14 protein-coding genes and 2 pseudogenes are annotated in these 15,547 nt (G+C 60.5%); 8 read left to right on the forward strand and 8 right to left on the reverse strand.

Annotation, left to right across the window (positions count from 1 at the left end; translation table 11 throughout):
- Positions 1–12: 12 nt before the first annotated feature.
- Positions 13–672: pseudogene (locus QNN98_RS15880) on the reverse strand (thiamine pyrophosphate-dependent enzyme); the annotation flags it as partial.
- Between the two features lie 224 nt (positions 673–896).
- Here QNN98_RS15880 and QNN98_RS15885 point away from each other — a divergent pair.
- On the forward strand, positions 897–1,622 hold the full coding sequence (locus QNN98_RS15885) for an RHS repeat-associated core domain-containing protein (protein ID WP_283998400.1): 726 nt from the start codon (positions 897–899) through the stop codon (positions 1,620–1,622).
- Positions 1,623–1,630: 8 nt separating this feature from the next.
- Positions 1,631–1,990, forward strand: a complete 360-nt coding sequence (locus QNN98_RS15890; protein WP_227927230.1) for a hypothetical protein — start codon at positions 1,631–1,633, stop codon at positions 1,988–1,990.
- A gap of 406 nt (positions 1,991–2,396) precedes the next feature.
- Here QNN98_RS15890 and QNN98_RS15895 read toward each other — a convergent pair whose 3' ends face one another.
- The 3 genes from QNN98_RS15895 to QNN98_RS15905 all read right to left on the reverse strand — a co-directional run bounded on the left by QNN98_RS15895 (position 2,397) and on the right by QNN98_RS15905 (position 4,800).
- Complete coding sequence (locus QNN98_RS15895) at positions 2,397–2,699, reverse strand: thiamine pyrophosphate-dependent enzyme (RefSeq protein WP_227927248.1); 303 nt, start codon at positions 2,697–2,699, stop codon at positions 2,397–2,399.
- A 275-nt stretch (positions 2,700–2,974) separates the two neighbouring features.
- The gene (locus tag QNN98_RS15900; protein WP_227927231.1) at positions 2,975–3,865 is read right to left on the reverse strand and encodes an alpha/beta hydrolase family protein; all 891 of its coding nucleotides are present in this window, start codon (positions 3,863–3,865) and stop codon (positions 2,975–2,977) included.
- 185 nt (positions 3,866–4,050) lie between these two features.
- Complete coding sequence (locus QNN98_RS15905) at positions 4,051–4,800, reverse strand: SDR family NAD(P)-dependent oxidoreductase (RefSeq protein WP_227927232.1); 750 nt, start codon at positions 4,798–4,800, stop codon at positions 4,051–4,053.
- Positions 4,801–4,964: 164 nt separating this feature from the next.
- On the opposite strand from QNN98_RS15905, the gene QNN98_RS15910 reads away from it, so the two are divergent.
- The 3 genes from QNN98_RS15910 to QNN98_RS15920 all read left to right on the forward strand — a co-directional run bounded on the left by QNN98_RS15910 (position 4,965) and on the right by QNN98_RS15920 (position 6,745).
- Positions 4,965–5,579, forward strand: coding sequence for a TetR/AcrR family transcriptional regulator (locus tag QNN98_RS15910; protein WP_283998403.1), 615 nt, complete (start codon positions 4,965–4,967; stop codon positions 5,577–5,579).
- A 94-nt stretch (positions 5,580–5,673) separates the two neighbouring features.
- Positions 5,674–6,147, forward strand: coding sequence for a MerR family transcriptional regulator (locus tag QNN98_RS15915; protein ID WP_227927234.1), 474 nt, complete (start codon positions 5,674–5,676; stop codon positions 6,145–6,147).
- 121 nt (positions 6,148–6,268) lie between these two features.
- The gene (locus QNN98_RS15920) at positions 6,269–6,745 is read left to right on the forward strand and encodes an ester cyclase (protein ID WP_283998405.1); all 477 of its coding nucleotides are present in this window, start codon (positions 6,269–6,271) and stop codon (positions 6,743–6,745) included.
- Between the two features lie 450 nt (positions 6,746–7,195).
- On the opposite strand, the gene poxB is transcribed toward QNN98_RS15920, so the two are convergent.
- Positions 7,196–8,914, reverse strand: a complete 1,719-nt coding sequence (gene poxB, locus QNN98_RS15925) for a ubiquinone-dependent pyruvate dehydrogenase (RefSeq protein WP_283998407.1) — start codon at positions 8,912–8,914, stop codon at positions 7,196–7,198.
- A gap of 363 nt (positions 8,915–9,277) precedes the next feature.
- On the opposite strand from poxB, the pseudogene QNN98_RS16560 reads away from it, so the two are divergent.
- Positions 9,278–9,441, forward strand: a pseudogene (locus tag QNN98_RS16560) (SCO1664 family protein); the annotation flags it as partial.
- Between the two features lie 248 nt (positions 9,442–9,689).
- Here the strand turns inward: QNN98_RS16560 and QNN98_RS15935 are convergent.
- The 3 genes from QNN98_RS15935 to QNN98_RS15945 are packed head-to-tail and all read right to left on the reverse strand — an operon-like array spanning position 9,690 to position 13,500.
- Complete coding sequence (locus QNN98_RS15935) at positions 9,690–11,780, reverse strand: hypothetical protein (RefSeq protein WP_283998409.1); 2,091 nt, start codon at positions 11,778–11,780, stop codon at positions 9,690–9,692.
- A gap of 26 nt (positions 11,781–11,806) precedes the next feature.
- The gene (locus tag QNN98_RS15940) at positions 11,807–12,433 is read right to left on the reverse strand and encodes an ABC-three component system middle component 2 (protein WP_283998411.1); all 627 of its coding nucleotides are present in this window, start codon (positions 12,431–12,433) and stop codon (positions 11,807–11,809) included.
- Positions 12,430–13,500, reverse strand: a complete 1,071-nt coding sequence (locus QNN98_RS15945; protein ID WP_283998413.1) for a hypothetical protein — start codon at positions 13,498–13,500, stop codon at positions 12,430–12,432. The genes QNN98_RS15940 and QNN98_RS15945 overlap by 4 nt, the downstream gene beginning before the upstream one ends.
- Before the next feature lie 426 nt (positions 13,501–13,926).
- On the opposite strand from QNN98_RS15945, the gene QNN98_RS15950 reads away from it, so the two are divergent.
- On the forward strand, positions 13,927–14,247 hold the full coding sequence (locus QNN98_RS15950; RefSeq protein WP_283998415.1) for a hypothetical protein: 321 nt from the start codon (positions 13,927–13,929) through the stop codon (positions 14,245–14,247).
- 305 nt (positions 14,248–14,552) lie between these two features.
- Positions 14,553–15,482 carry an abortive infection family protein gene (locus tag QNN98_RS15955; RefSeq protein WP_283998416.1) on the forward strand — a complete coding sequence of 310 codons (930 nt, stop codon included), beginning with the start codon at positions 14,553–14,555 and terminating at the stop codon, positions 15,480–15,482.
- The last annotated feature ends 65 nt before the right edge of the window (positions 15,483–15,547 follow it).

A 15,547-nucleotide genomic window follows, 5' to 3' on the forward strand; every position in this document is an offset into this window, starting at 1 on the left:
GCTGCGGCTCTATTACAGCAGCTGCCGCGCGTTGGCCTTTGCCAGGTCAATGAGTTCGCGGCCGTTCCCGGCGATCACCGTGCGCAGCGCGTAGACCGCGAAACCGGTGGCCTGCTTCGCGTCGATCTTCGGCGGCATGGAGAGTTCCTGCCGCTCCACCGCGACGGAGACGAGCGCGGGTCCGTCGTACTCGAACGCCCGGCGCAGGGCGCCCTCAAGGTCCTCCGGGCGGGTCACGCTCTCGCCGTGCATGCCCACCGCCTGCGCCACCTTGCCGAAGTCCGGGTTCTGCAGTCCGGTGCCGAAGTTGACGATGCCCGCCGCCTTCATCTCCACCTCCACGAAGCTCAGCGCAGCGTAGTCGAACACCACGATCTTGATCGGCAGATTGTGCTGCACCGCCGTGAGCAGCTCGCCGAGCATCATCGCCAGGCCGCCGTCGCCGGCCAGGATGACCACCTGGCGGTTCCGGTCCACCGCCTGCGCGCCAAGACCGAGCGGGGTGGCCGCCGCCATGGTGCCGTGCCAGAAGGAGCCGATCAGCCGCCGTCGCTCACTGATGTGCAGGTGCCGGGACGCCCAGATGACCGGGGTGCCGACGTCGGGCAGGAAGACCGCGTCGTCGTCCGCGAGTTCGTCGATCAGGTGGGCCAGGTGCTGCGGATGGATGGCACCCGGGCCCTGCTTCCCGCGGCCAGCACGCTGGAGGCTTGGTCCACACATAGAGGTCACGCCTGGACATCGAATGCCCGTTGGGACGCGTAGTTACCTCCCAAAGACAGGTATCCCTACGCTGGAGACATACCGTACGCCCCGGGCCTACCGTGCACTCACCGGAGCAATCAGCCTCCGCGTCAGTCTCGGATTTCTCGGGGGTCATCAACGGGGCCGAACAGATGACGACGGCCACTGTTGGCGGGAAGGCCTACACCTACAAGTACGCCGGCGCGGCCCAGAACGAGCTGCTGTCCCAGACCACGCCTCAGGGCACCTATCAGCTCACCTACGGCCGCACGGACGCCCAGGGCCAGCCGGTGATCGAGCAGTTGAAGAAGGACAGCCTCACCGCCTATGTGGAACATGACCCCGTCACCGGTGAGCCGCTGATGCTGCGCACCAGCTCCGGCATGCAGTCACTGTATGTTTACGACGGCACCGGGAATCCTGCCGCCCTGATCACCAGCGGCAAGTATGTGGCCTTCGCCTACGCCTACGATCCCTACGGCAAGCCCACCCTCACCGAAGACTCCGGCGGCCTGGGCGTGCCGCAGAACCCGTACACCTTCAAGATCGGGCTCCAAGACCGGGCCACCGGCTGGGTGAAATACGGCCAACGCTGGTACAACCCTGGTGTTGGCCGCTGGACCCAAATGGACACCTTGGATGCACCCCTTGACCTGGCTAACGCCAACCGTTATGCCTATGCGGCCAACGATCCCATCAACAACTCCGACCCCCTAGGCATGCTTACAGATGATCAAAAAAATGATTTGGGCGCAAACATCACGTGTGGAGTTGGGTTCGGTATTCTAGGCCTACTTTCCCCACCCGTGGGTATAGCTGGCATAGCCATCTGTACGGGCGTCACCATATATACAACTATTGATACAGGTGAGGACTGATTGGCGTTATGGAGACCAAACAGCGGGCGATCATTATCCTTCCCACTATTTTAGCTATTTTGGCATTGGGCTGTATGGCTCTTCTCTACCCGGCAGTCTTCCGCCCTGCGACGATCGCTATGCCAATCGTTCTAGGCGCAGGAATGATTACCTTGCTGGTCCGAGAACGACACTCACACAAAAACGGCGGGCCGAAAGGCCGTAACGTGAAACTCATAATCGCTTTAGTTGGAGCGGTGTTCGTGATAGCGATGACTTTGGTTTCTTTGACCGTTGGGTATCAGCCACTAATACTCATCGTGACGATAGTCGGCACATCAATTGTTGTGATGATTGGCTTCTATTTAGATAGGCAGGCAAAGCGCTAACTCCAGAAATCTTCAAAACGGGATTGTCCGGGACAGCTCGGGATGGCTGCGCGTGGAGACAACCTGGAGACCAAAGGATGAAGACCTCTTAGGCCGATATCAACGATCAAGCCGGTCCTAAGAGGTCTTGACCTGCACCCGTTCCCCGATAGCGGCGGAACTTTCCATGACTCGGTACCATCTGACGCTGGTCAGCACAGTCCGCGATGCACATCTCGGACCCCGGACCACGCGTAGCACATGTCTTCACCCGATCCTTCTCCGAAGGCACCGGCAAGATCACCTACACCTATTAACGCCGGCGGCCGGACCATCAAACGCGTCGACGGCTCCGGCACTACCACCTACGCGTACGACCGGCTCGGCGGTACCTGCCCTCGATGAGACCCAAGCCGAAGCGTTCCCGCTAGAGCAACTGGCGCGCGTTGGCCTTTGCCAGGTCGATGAGTTCGCGCCCGTTGCCGGCGATCACCGTGCGCAGCGCGTAGACCGCAAAGCCGGTGGCCTGCTTCGCGTCGATCTTCGGCGGCATGGAGAGCTCCTGCCGCTCCACCGCCACGGAGACAAGCGCGGGGCCGTCGTACTCGAATGCCCGGCGCAGGGCGCCCTCGAGATCCTCCGGGCGCGTCACGCTCTCCCCGTGCATCCCCACTGCCTGCGCGACCTTACCGAAGTCCGGGTTCTGCAGCCCGGTGCCGAAGTTGACGATGCCGCGACGGCAAGCTTTATGACTGGCCGGCCTTCTCCCAGAGCATTGACCGCCTCATCGTGTGGGAAGAACTGCGAGTATCCGTCCACCCAGATCAATTTCGCCGAAGCGGGTGGGCGAGGGCCTTGAGCACGGAACCGTCGAGGACGCGGTCGCCGTCGCGGGTTGGCTGGGGGTCTGACTGCGGGGTCATACCCTCATCATGGCAGTGCAAAGATTTATTTGCAAACGTTTCTTTGCACTGCCTGAGTGGAACTTCCCGATGAGCACCACTGCTAGCCTTTGCCCTCCACACGGGCATGAGCCGTTCCCGCACCACCCAGCCGAACCCGCACGGCATCCCAGTCATCGCGATCCAGACCTACTACCGCTTTCAGGTATGCGGCCGTCGTCTCACGCAGGAGTCTCACGACCGCCGGGTTCTCGTCCGTAGTTTCTTTGACGTCATAGCCCGGGATGCCGCCGAGGGAGTGTTCGGCATTGTGAAGGATAAGCAAGTGTTTTGGTCCGGGACTGTCCGTGTACGGGTCGGCTGACCAGTCCGGGCCACGCGTGGTCAGGGGTGAGTCATCCTGGTCACCCAGCACAACCAGGGCTGGTGCGGCCATCTGCTCAAAGACGGGGTTCATGAACGGAAAGTGCTCCGCAGCGTAGGGCGACAAATCGGCGCCGCGTCCTGCGGTTGCCATTAGTACACCGCCGCTCACACGGTCGTCCCGGTAGTAGACGGCGTTGCCGGTGTCGGGGTCGATGACGCCGGCACCGAGGAGGAGGGCAGTCGTTTGCCCCCCGAAGGAGTGCCCGGCGGCGACAATGCGGCTCGTATCGGTGCGCTGCCGGAGGCCCGGGATGGCTTCCAGGATCTCGTGAAGATTATCCAGGACCCGGACGGCGTCGTCGGCCCGCTGCCGCCATATCGATTGGCGGCGGGGGTCGTCGTCGGGCAGACCGACGCTGCGGGAATCGAGATAGGTGGGCTGGACGACGACGAAGCCGGCTGCCGCCCACCAGTCAGCGAGCGGACCGTAGCCGTCCATTGACTCGCCGAAACCATGCGAGAAGAGCAGGACCGGCAGTCCGGTTCCGGCGGCCGGTGCGCTGAGCCGCAACTGCAGGGGGACGGCGCGTCCCGGACTGGGCAGCGTGACCGGCTTAAGTGAGAGCACTGGCTGGTCAGTACCTGTGAGGTGGGTTGTGCGTGAAGGCATTACGGGGCTTTCTGATCGATAGGGCAAATCCGTGGCGCAGTTGAAGACAAGCGGGCGTTGTCGGCGGGCCTGAGCTCGACGCCGATGCAACCCACAGGCCGACCGGCTGAACCCATCTCCTCGCATTGGCAGTTTCACTCGGGTCAGATCTGCTCACTGCCGCCGTCGACGAAGACTTCTCCGCCAGTCATGAAAGAGCTGTCCTCAGAGGCGAGGAACAACGCGACGGCGGCGATCTCTTCGGGACGGCCTACCCTGCCCATCGGCGCAGCTGCAGTCATCTCCTTCAACATGACGCCGACGTCGACGGGTCCTGACGCCAGACCCCTGAGCCCTGGCGTCTCCGTTGAACCCGGGATGAGGGTGTTGACCCGGATGCCGGCATCAGCGAGTTCCGCGGCCCAGGTGCGGCCAAAGGAGCGGATAGCCGCTTTTGACGCAGCGTAGGCACTGAACGCTGGTGTGCCATTGGTGGCGGAGGTAGAGCCGGACAAGATCACGGATGCACCGCGATTGAGCAAAGGCAATGCCTTTTGGACGGTGAACACGGTTCCGAAGACGTTGCGCCGGAATGTGTCCTCAAGATGACCACGGGTAAGGTCCGCGAGCCGGGCAAATTCGCCACCGCCGGCATTGGCAAAAAGCACATCCAAGCCGCGGCCGCCTGCTTCGACCGTGGCAAACAGATCGTCCAGGTCTGAGTCGCTGCTGATATCCCCAAGTACGCCGGTTGCACCGTGGCCTATCTGCCGGACGGCGTCATCCAGCAGGTGCTGGCGCCGGCCGGTTACGTAGACTTGCGCCCCCTCAGCTGCGAACCGCACCGCCGTAGCGAGACCGATCCCCTGTGTACCTCCGGTCACCAAGGCAACCTTATTCTCCAGTCTTCCCATGATCTGCTCCTACTCCTAGGCGGGCTGGCCGCCGGCAATAAGCCGGCTTACCCGGGTTTCTGACCGAATAGTCAAGAACTGTAAGTTATAATTGATCCATCAGTCAATAACGATGCGGTCACCGAGTGCCGCCGGAGGGAAGCGCAGCCATGCCGCGACCACGGATGTTCGACGAAGCGGAAGTCATAGCCTCGGCGAGCCGGGCGTTTGCCAAGACCGGGTACGCCGGCACGTCCATGGATGACCTCGTCTCTGCAACCGGGCTCGGCAGACAGAGCCTTTACAACGCATTCGGGGGCAAGAAGGAACTTTTCATGCGCGCCTTCCTCAGCGATACCGAGGACGCAGTCGCAGCAATTGAGGCGCTGCGCCACGGTGTTGACAGCCCTATCGTCCGGATCCGTGCACAGTTGCTAAAGGTCGCGGTCAGGTACGGTTCGGCTCGGGAGCAACCTTCTTTGTTCGCCAAGGCTGCGATGGAACTCTCAAGCCAGGACACAGTCGTTGCCGCCTCTGTCTGCAGGACCTTCAACAACATGCAGTCCCACTACCGGGGGTGCATTATCGACGCGCAGGAAGCGGGCGAGGTTGAAGCCGGCACTGACGCTGACGCCCTGGGTGCATTCTTCCTGACGCTTATCGAAGGGATGGCGATGCTTGGCGGCTCGGGCGTTTCAAGGACGAAGCTGACAACTGTCGGGTTAACCTCGCTTGCGGCAATCCCGCTCACCGACCGGGGGCGGGACGCCTTGGAAGGGCCTGCAGGCGACTGGAGCTGATACTTCGGACTGCGTCGGACGCATGATCGAAAGGAAGCACGCATAGACTCTCAAAGTCCTCTATGCGGACGCTGACCGACCGTATCCTAATCCCATGCCTTCGACTCACGATCTTCTTTCCATCGGGGAAGTCAGCGCACGCACCGGCCTGAGCGTCGACACCCTCCGGTTCTATGAACGCGAGGGTCTATTTCCGCCTCTCCAGCGGGATGCTGGCGGTCGTCGGGTTTTCTCGGCCGACGACCTCGGCTGGATTGGCATCTGTCAACGTCTGCGCGCCTCGGGAATGCCGCTGCCGGAGATTGCCCGATACGCCGAGATGGTCCGAGCGGGATCGGGCAATGAGGACGAGCGCCTGGAGTTGTTACAGCGCCACAAAGCACGGGTGCAGGAGCAGATGGCCGCCTTACAAGACGCTCTCGATCTCATCTCCACGAAGGTGGCGGCGTATACCGAGGCTGTGTCGTTGGGAACGGCGAACGGATTGTTCGTTAACGACGACGCCGACGACGCCTACTTCGCTGCAAAGAATGAGGCCTCGATGCGTCAACAGACTCTTGGTTCCTGAGCTGCCTGGCGGTTGTGTTTGACCTGAAGTGGACTCCAGCTTTTAGGGTTACGGCACTGGCCATCGAGCGGCCCAAGCGTTGCTCGAGGGAAGCCATCGACAAGTGACCGTAAGGAAGAATATGTCTGCCTTTATCGACCCCAATGACACCCGTTATGACGATCGCTCCCGCGCACTGGTGCGGGTCGGCCGCGATGCCATCGCTCAGGAAAACCCTGCCCTCTTGCGGGAGTACTTCAGCGAGGACTTCACGTTCCATGGTCCGGGTGCCGAACTCGACTTCGCAGGACTTGAGGCCAACTTCGCGCGGATGCGTGCGGCATTCAGCGGATTCTACTGCGAGCGCTACGAGATCGTATCGTCAGGTTCCCTCGTCGGATGCCGCACCGAAATGGGCGGTACATTCGACGGCCCGTACGAACCGACGCCGTTCGGCACTATCCACCCGGATGGCGGGAAGTTCACATTAACGCTGATTAACATGTTCCGCTACGACGAGGACGGCAAGCTCGCCGAGGAATGGGCGCAGTACGACAACCTCGAGATGATGCGCCAGCTCGGCGTCGAACTCACCGCGGTGGATACGCACAGCGTCTAAGTTGGTGCCCTTGCGCTGCATCGCTGGAGGGGCCAGTCCGCAAGTGCCACCCCTCTCCCACAGGGGAGGTACACCATCGCAACGACGTAAATATTATGCGGCTTCCTTGGTTTGCACGCTCATAGGAGCAGCCCTCCTTCTAGCGACGGTGAGCTGGTGATGCTTCTCCACTAGAACTACCGACGAAGGGCCGGGGTGCGCTCAAGGTGCACCCGGCCCTTCATTGATAACGCGACAGCGCCACGGGGCTCATGCATTCCCCCTGCCACGCTAGCTGCGGGCGGACTACGGGCCGAACTCTGACCATTTGACCGGCCGCACCGTGCTGATCGTCGGGTGCTTCAGCTCCTTCTAACCGGCTCCTGCTAGCCCAGTAGCGTGGGCACACGGCGGCTGGGATTCTTACGCTCGTTACATGCCCGCAATGAGACCCAAGCCGAAGCGTTCACGTCAGAGCAGCTGCCGCGCGTTGGCCTTTGCCAGGTCGATGAGTTCGCGCCCGTTGCCGGCGATCACCGTGCGCAGCGCGTAGACCGCAAAGCCGGTGGCCTGCTTCGCGTCGATCTTCGGCGGCATGGAGAGCTCCTGCCGCTCCACCGCCACGGAGACAAGCGCGGGGCCGTCGTACTCGAATGCCCGGCGCAGGGCGCCCTCGAGATCCTCCGGGCGCGTCACGCTCTCCCCGTGCATCCCCACTGCCTGTGCGACCTTACCGAAGTCCGGGTTCTGCAGCCCGGTGCCGAAGTTGACGATGCCGGCCGCCTTCATCTCCACCTCGACGAAGCTGAGCGCGGCGTTGTCGAACACCACGATCTTGATCGGCAGACGATGCTGCACCGCCGTCAGCAGCTCACCGAGCATCATCGCCAGGCCGCCGTCGCCGGCGAGGACCACCACTTGCCGGTTCCGGTCCACCGCCTGCGCGCCAAGACCGAGCGGGGTTGCCGCGGCCATGGTGCCGTGCCAGAAGGAGCCGATCAGCCGCCGTCGTGCGCCGATGTGCAGGTGCCGACACGCCCAGATGACCGGGGTGCCGACGTCGGGCAGGAAGACCGCGTCGTCGTCGGCGAGTTCGTCGATCAGGTGCGCCAGGTGCTGCGGGTGGATGGCGCCCGGGCCCTGCTTCTCCAGGTCGTCAAGCTGCCGCCGGGTGCGGCGGTAGTGATCCAGCGACTTCTCCAGGTGGGTGCGGCTGGACTTGCGCTCGAGCAGCGGCAGCAGCGCCTCGGCCGTCTCCCGCACTCCGCCGACCATGCCCTGGGTGAGCGGCACGCGGCGGCCGAGCTGTTCGCCGCGGATGTCGACCTGCAGGATCTTCGCGTGCTTCGGGTAGAACTGCTGGTAGGGGAAGTCGGTGCCGAGCATCAGCAGCGCGTAGCAGTCCTCCATCGCCCGGTAGCCGGACGCGAAGCCCAAGAGCCCGGTCATGCCGACGTCGAACGGGTTGTCGTGCTCGATGAATTCCTTACCGCGGAGGGCATGCACAATCGGCGCGCCCAGGGCGTCGGCGAGGGCGAGGACCTCCTCGCGCGCCCCCTCGACGCCGGCGCCCGCCAGGATGGTGACCTTTTCGCAGGAGTTCAGCGTGGCGGCGGCTTCCTGCAGCTCCGCCGGGGAGGGCACGGTGACCGGGTCGGTGCGGCGGATGGTGAAGACGCGCTCATCCTTGGCGTCTTCGAGCGCGGTGTCGCCGGCCATCACGAGCACGGCGACGCCCCGCTTTTCGATGGCCGTCCGCATGGCGATTTCCAGCAGCCGCGGCATCTGGTCGGCGCTGAGGACCATTTCGCAGAAGACCGTGCAGTCGCGGAACAGTTCGGTGGGCCGGGTTTCCTGGAAGTACTGGCTGCCGATCTCGTCGCTCGGGATGTGCGAGGCGATCGCGAGCACGGGAACCCGGCTGCGGTGCGCATCGTAGAGCCCGTTGATCAGGTGCATGTTGCCCGGTCCGCAGCTGCCTGCGCACACCGCAAGGTCGCCCGTCAGTGCCGCCTCGCCTGCGGCGGCGAATGCGGCTTCCTCCTCGTGCCGGGTCAGCATCCACTCGATGCCCTTCTCCCGGCGGATGGCCTCGGTTACCGCATTAAGGGAGTCGCCGGGAACACCCCAGATCCGCTGGATCCCATTGGCGGCGAGGTTGTGGACGACGGTTTCGGCGATCGTGGGCATGCTGCTCCTCTGTTGGTGCGTTCAGACGGCCCTGTCAGTCTATGCACCGGGGATCGGGCGGTGCCAGAGGTGTGGCGGGTGCGCCCGCCTGAATGCCACGCAGGCGTGATGAGTCGGGGCTGGGATCGGACGACGTCGCAGCTCCTCATCGAGGCCTACCCTCGAGGAGGTGGGTGAGGATGATGACGAAGAAACAGACGACGCCACCGCGGTGCTGCGCGGGTAGACGCCACCCGGGCCTTTGAGAAGCGCGCGCGAGAAGTGGTGGGCGCCGGGCGTTCGATCTGCGTGTTTCTGCGGTCAACAGATCGACGCCGACGGGCCCACCTTAACGTTCCCCGAGGGCTGATACCCACGTCCGGCGTGTACAAATCGATGGCCGGTGAGAAGCCTCTGTGGGACTTCCCGACGGCTGCTTGGCGCATCGGGAGGTGACTGCCTATCTGGTGTCGGAGGTGCTGGCCGGGAATATTTTGGTGAGCAAGTGGCTGCGGGATGGCCGGTTCGGTGAAGGCAAGATGGAGCTCAGGATTCTCGGGTTGGATCGGCGATAAGTTGGATGCCGAGGAGATTGCTTCGCTTGCCGCTGCGTCCGACTGATTTCGGCCGGGTGGTTCCCGGATCCGAGCGGCGACATGCCTGCGGTACCCTGGCCGTTGTTCTACGAACAACGGAGGCGGGCTTCGATGTCGGAATGACATGGATCCCAAAAATAACGATCAAAGCTCGACATTCCTGACCCCGGAATATTTACGCCGGAGCCCGAGCGTGAAATTTAGGTGGTGGCTGGGGACCCAGTTTCGTTGTCGATGAGCCCAAAAGGCTCGACCTCAGGATTTCGCGTATATCGGACGACAACGTGCTCCTCAACATTATTCGGAGGGGTGTTATCGACGACGATCACTTGAGCACCTGCACCCGCACTGCTGAGCCACTCAACTAGGTGCGCATAGACCCTTTCAATGAGGTGAATGTCTGCAAACTCGGCGTCGTCGGCCGCGCCCCCGAGATTCTTTTGGGGCGTGTCGATCAGAAGTACCCCTGGATGTCCCGCGTTCAGTTCGTAGGCAATCTCGAAGACAGAAAGCATCCACGCGAGTGACACGAGCACCTGTCCACCGCTGCTCGCTTCTTTGAAGTGTTGATTCCTGACGAATGGGACCAGTTTCTCGTCCAGATAAGGGGACAACACGCCGTCCTGCATGACTTTGGGGTATTGGATCTCTATCAGGATTTGTGCGTATCGTTCCGATATCTGCCGGAGGACTGCTTCTCGGTCCGGGCGTTCCTTCTTATCCCGTTGCTCCTGTCTCAGGCTATCGAGGCTCCGCCGGGCTCGATCCAAGTTGGTTAGCCTCGCTGCAAGCCCTGCTCGGAGCTTTATCCCGTTCGTTACTTCGCTCCGCGAGACGAGAGCTGCTTGGCGCCTGCGCTGCAGTTCGTTGCGTTCTCCAAGGAACGGCGTCAGTGCTTCATGGGTTGCCTCGTCAAGACTGGAACCGGCTTCGGCCTCCGCGAAGGCCGCAGCTTCTGCCGCCTGGCGAAGCGCAGGAAGTTCCTCATTGAGGCGATGCCAATAGTCATCCAGTTCTTTGTAGCGGCGTTTCGCGGTTCGTAGTTCTCTGCGGGCATGTTGCTTCGAGCCGTCCGAACGATTCGAAGCAGTTCTCTCGGGCTCGTGACCGTCGAGTTGCGGTGGGAGAGTGCTCTGATGGCAGAGGCTGCAAGTCCCGTTGTCTTGATTCGGGGCTTCGAGCAATGGATTGAAGCAGGCAGGGCATACCTCCACTGACAATAGGTCGAAGGCGCTCTCGGCCTCCACGAACAAAGTGAGTTTACGTACGTCGTCCGCATACTGAGCTCGCAGGCTGCCGAATCTGCTAATTAACGAGAGCCTGTCCCGGACAAGCGCGTCTTTCTTCGCGGCTCGAGCGGCCAACTCGGAGTGCCGGCTGCGCAATTCCGAGGCGAAGGCTGAAGCGGCAGCTTCGCGCTTGCCGAGTTTGCGCAGCTCGCCGTCGATCTCACGGAGTTCTTTGTCTAGATCGTCTGCTTCAACCTCTAATGCGGTGAGTGACTTGGGCTGCTGTTGTCCAACGAATTCCTGCAGTAGTTCAACGGCTCGATGCTGGTGGTCCAAAGCGGCCTGCGCTTCTTTGATTCTTCGCGCAAGCTCGGCCTGGTTACTGTCATGTACGCCATAAATAGCGTCGACGACCTGGCGAAGCTTCAGTTCCTTCATAAAGTTGCCGGAGTGAAGAAGTTGCTGGCTTCCAATGCGCTCATTGAGGTAGAGGCAAACCCCCATCACATCGCGGAAACCGAGCCGGTCGGTGCCGGACTCATCTTGTGTAGGGGATTCCTTGAGTTTGACGTCTTGCAGTCCGACGGTGGCCAGCAGTAAGTGCGAGACACTGTTCGGGTGGCCGGTCGGATCGATGACTAAGGTGGACGCCGTGACAGCATCGAAGCTGTCGATATCGGATGGGAAGAGAGTGGCAGTGTTTGCGCCCAGGGCCCGTTCCAGGGTGAAGAGACCGTCCGGAGTTTGCAACTCCAGAGCAACGGACCTAACTTGGCGAAGGACTTCACTGTGATTGGGGAACGTCTTTGCGCCGAGTGCATATTCGATGAATCGGAGGACACTTGTCTTGCCCGTGTTAGTCCTCCCAGCAATAATGCTAAGAGAGCGGGCCAGTCCGTTGGACTCACGAAAATCGACATCAAACGAACGTGTGGCGCCAAGCAACCGGAGACGCCGAATGCGAATTCCGCGTTCAATATCCAAGAGTGGTGTCTCTTCCGTCGACGAAGTCGCATGGCCAGAGTCATCCCCGTTCTCGTTGGCTAGGGGGTCGAGGCGCATGCTTTCACTTCCTGAGCTGTTGGTATTCAAGGTAGGTCACTTCGATCCCTGCCGCGCGGCGGCTGTGCTGCTATAAGGTCCTCCCCCGGGGCTTCGCCTGCTCCATATAAATCGAGTAACAGCGATGGCGTTCTTAGCCATCCGCGGACCGCAGCGGCTAGCTGGGTGTCTGATAGCCCGCTAAAGCGCTTGTGTACCACTCTGACGGAATCTCGGTATTGGTCGGCGTACAGGGCGGTCAGAGAGATGGCGAAGTCGTTGCCCTTGTCACTGATGCCGTATCCGGCTCCACGTTGGGCCACGAGCCGGTATGAGACGAGCAGCGCGACGTCGTGTTGTAGTCGCTTTCGACGGTTGGCAAATCTAGATCCTGTTGACGCATAGGACAGCTGACGCTCATCGAAGGCCGCCCGGTGCAGCTGTGCATGCTCAACCAGGTCTTCAGCGCCGAAGATCGCGAACGGATTGGCCGAGAAAAAGTCGTAATATCCTAGTCGTTCAAGGTCGAGCCCCTTCGCCCCGGGCGGCGCAATTTCGTCTATGAGTATGACCAGCTGAGCGAGCCGGAACATGGTGTGATCCTCCGGTGACGTCACGGAGAATCTGCCGTGTTCGGCCGCCTCTGAATGGTCCTGCACATGGTCCGGACTCATACCGTTTCCTGAATTTCCGGCAATACCATATCCGGCACCAAACGTGGATCGCCGCCTTCGTCCGCAGTCACATAGTCGGATCGGTCAATGACGTGGTCTTGCGCTATATCCGGCCAGTCATGCACCCAGCCTGCCCGGCCATTTTCGACGATTCTGTGCATAAGCCCACGGGTGTGAACCGGACGGAGCGGTAGCTCCACTGGGGGCTGAACAGCCCCTGTTTGCCTCATGACGGTCGAGAACAGTTTCCGCGCAGAAACTTGGTAGTTGTTAGCATTCGGGGCCGTATCAGGGTCCGCAACGGCGTCTTCCCAATTCCCGAGCAGCGTCGCATCAATTTCGCTAATCGCGGCTAGTTCCTCGGGTAAGGCACGCGCGCTGACATCCCGGACCAATATGTCGGCGTTAAAGAACGCCTTGCGTTGAGCATCGACAGCACTCACCCCCGCCACGGTCATTTGCTTGACGAAGAGGGCACTCTCGTAGCTAGGTGTCTCCGCCAGCGATATGGGTGGCGCAAGATGCCGGGCACCTTCAGCCGTGGCCGCCGTCCGCATCTCACTTATGTCTCGATTCGGCCCATAAAACTCGGCCCAGACGTCTTCCGCGTCGGGTGACATCAATTTCCTTCGCAGACGAGGTGCATCCCACAGATCGAATTGCACTCCGGGGTGAAGTTGCTTCCACTCTTTAATCTTCGTATCCCACCATTTACGTTCCGGTGCGCTGAACTCGCACGCCACGCAAAGCGTCCACGTTTCGACCGTGTAGCCTTCATTCTTCGCATTTTTCATCGCTGACGCGAAGGACTCGCGGATCTGTTTCTTCTGCGAGTCTCCGATTCTGGTGTAGAAGTATTTCGACTGCCAGACGGAGACCGTCCCCACTAGGCTGCCCACGAAAACATCGATGCCCCAGTCTCCAGGGTCGGCTCTGATGTCAGTCGCTGTCGGGTGCGTGATTCCGATCAGCGCTGAGAGCATTCGGTGAAAATCGACCCTGCCCGCGTCGTCACTACCGGTACGCAATGCATGGATTCGAAAGTCGATCAGCGAAGGTGTTGTCACTGCATCCTCATGGTTTCTCGGCGCTGGTCGGCGGGAGCAGGACAGCCTACCCGCCCCGTTCCAGGATGTGAATCGACTGCACCCTGCATTTCTCCCCCGCTACCCCTATTCCGCTTATCGTAAGACATTCCACGCCCGCATACAGATTCCGGCGATTAGGCTGCCCTCTCGGTGGAGCGTTCTCGGCGTTTAGCCACATCAAAGTGGGAATCAAGCCGTTCGTGGATTCCCCAGAGTATCGACATACACGCCGCGGCCGATAGCACGATCGGATCACCGATCTCGATACACGGGTCTCAGGTACGGCCAACCGTCCGGCATTGTCTCGGAAGATATCGAGCACTACGAGGACAGACGCTCCTTCCGACTAGCTTCGACTTTCGCCCTATTTCGCACCCAGTACGCTCGTGCCACTACTCTGGCCTTATGGAAAAAACACCGTTAAACCTCCAGACTGGCGACATAGTGGCCATTGACCTCAACTGGCCTCTTCGTTACGCGAATAACGAACTGCGCGGGATGATTCGCCTGGAAGTCGATACCATTTCCGAGATCGGCATTTCGGGTCGCGGAAGCGAAGTCGACGGGTTAGTCGTGCCCAGAAAAGGTAAGGACTACGATCGTGTGGGCGGAAATCAGGCAGAAGAACCTGTGTTCTTCCCGTGGTCGTCTGTGCAGAAGCTATCGCTTATGTATAAGGCTGCCGATTACCAGGCGCTGTGGGATGCCGAAGAGAGCTGGGAGTAGCGTGTAGCGGATAACGGCACGGGCAGATCCTCACGCTTCATCCGGTCAATCCCTGTGCGCAGGTTCAGTTGGTCCACACCAGTGGAAGCAAGGATCCGCCCAGAATGTTCCGCCAATTCGGGTGAGGGCTTAGCTTGAAGTTCCAGCACTTGAGCTCGATGAGCTATATGTCACGTGCGGGTCCAGCTATGAAGCCGGTCTGAGATCGTTCCAATAACGTCTCTCTAGATTCATGGTGGCCGACTAGATTTGACTTGTGAGGGTTCCGGGTAGGCGCCCCAATTGAAGAGAAGGTAGCCGCTGCGTTGAGAAACAAGATCACCGACACCACAAGACGCAAGATCATTGATTCTTACCATCTTGAGTCCATAGCTTGGTCGGGCAGGCTCAGTGAACCGGACTTCATAGGTCGTATTTTCGATCTAAACGAGATGCGGAGCGACGACCCGCGATTCAAGAATGCCTATCAGGACATCCAGCAGCACCGCGTGCGCAACCCTTACGACTGGGAAGACGATTATGTTTTCACTGACCCGAGATTCAACGTCCGCTGGGGAACCGATGACATCTTCATCCAATTTCTGGAGATGACAGTCCACCCACTGGTTCGGGATGCTGAGCAAAGCTCACATATAGTCGGCATCTACAACAACATTCTGCACGACAATGGGTTCCATCTGGTGGCAGACGGTGAGTCCAAGGGGCAGCCAGTATATAAGGTCAAGTCCCTTAGTAGCTTCCACGGTGACATACCCACAGCGATCGCCCATCAACCGCTCCTGACAGATTCAGGTGTACTGCACGAACATCTGGACCGCATTAACAAGAGCATTGCCCGAGATCCGGCCAGTGCGATCTCGTCATCCAAAGAACTTCTAGAGAGCCTGTTTAAGCTGATCCTTGACCAAGAAGGAGTTGAATATCCCCACAAAGACGATGTACCGGATCTGTACAAAAAGGTAGGAGAAACGCTAAGAATTAACGCAGCGAGCGTCGAGGGTAGCAGCAAAGCAAGCCAGACGATTCAGAAGATTTTCCGGACATTGACCACGACGGTGCAAGCCATTGCCGAACTCCGGAACGAGATCGGAACTGGCCACGGGCGCACGACAGCAAGCATAGCCACGGAGACACACGCACGTCTGGCACTAAACAGCACTGTAACGATCGCAGAATTCCTACTGGATACTCTTGGCCAGCGAAAAACCCAGAGCCAAGCATATGAGCTGATCTAGGGCCATACGAGGGGCTGTTCTATATCGAACCTCTGGAAGAGCATCGTGCGGTCCATATCATCGTT

The organism is Arthrobacter sp. zg-Y1143, assembly GCF_030125565.1.
In the GTDB taxonomy this organism is placed as follows: domain Bacteria; phylum Actinomycetota; class Actinomycetes; order Actinomycetales; family Micrococcaceae; genus Arthrobacter_B.

Excerpts from the sequence above, each read along its gene's own strand:
- QNN98_RS15915 (WP_227927234.1), top strand. The coding sequence starts at position 5,674 with ATGCCTTCGACTCACGATCTTCTTTCCATCGGGGAAGTCAGCGCACGC.
- QNN98_RS15950 (WP_283998415.1), top strand. The coding sequence starts at position 13,927 with ATGGAAAAAACACCGTTAAACCTCCAGACTGGCGACATAGTGGCCATT.
- QNN98_RS15890 (WP_227927230.1), top strand. The coding sequence starts at position 1,631 with ATGGAGACCAAACAGCGGGCGATCATTATCCTTCCCACTATTTTAGCT.
- QNN98_RS15905 (WP_227927232.1), bottom strand. The coding sequence starts at position 4,800 with ATGGGAAGACTGGAGAATAAGGTTGCCTTGGTGACCGGAGGTACACAG.
- QNN98_RS15910 (WP_283998403.1), top strand. The coding sequence starts at position 4,965 with ATGTTCGACGAAGCGGAAGTCATAGCCTCGGCGAGCCGGGCGTTTGCC.
- QNN98_RS15940 (WP_283998411.1), bottom strand. The coding sequence starts at position 12,433 with ATGAGTCCGGACCATGTGCAGGACCATTCAGAGGCGGCCGAACACGGC.
- poxB (WP_283998407.1), bottom strand. The coding sequence starts at position 8,914 with ATGCCCACGATCGCCGAAACCGTCGTCCACAACCTCGCCGCCAATGGG.
- QNN98_RS15935 (WP_283998409.1), bottom strand. The coding sequence starts at position 11,780 with ATGCGCCTCGACCCCCTAGCCAACGAGAACGGGGATGACTCTGGCCAT.
- QNN98_RS15920 (WP_283998405.1), top strand. The coding sequence starts at position 6,269 with ATGTCTGCCTTTATCGACCCCAATGACACCCGTTATGACGATCGCTCC.
- QNN98_RS15885 (WP_283998400.1), top strand. The coding sequence starts at position 897 with ATGACGACGGCCACTGTTGGCGGGAAGGCCTACACCTACAAGTACGCC.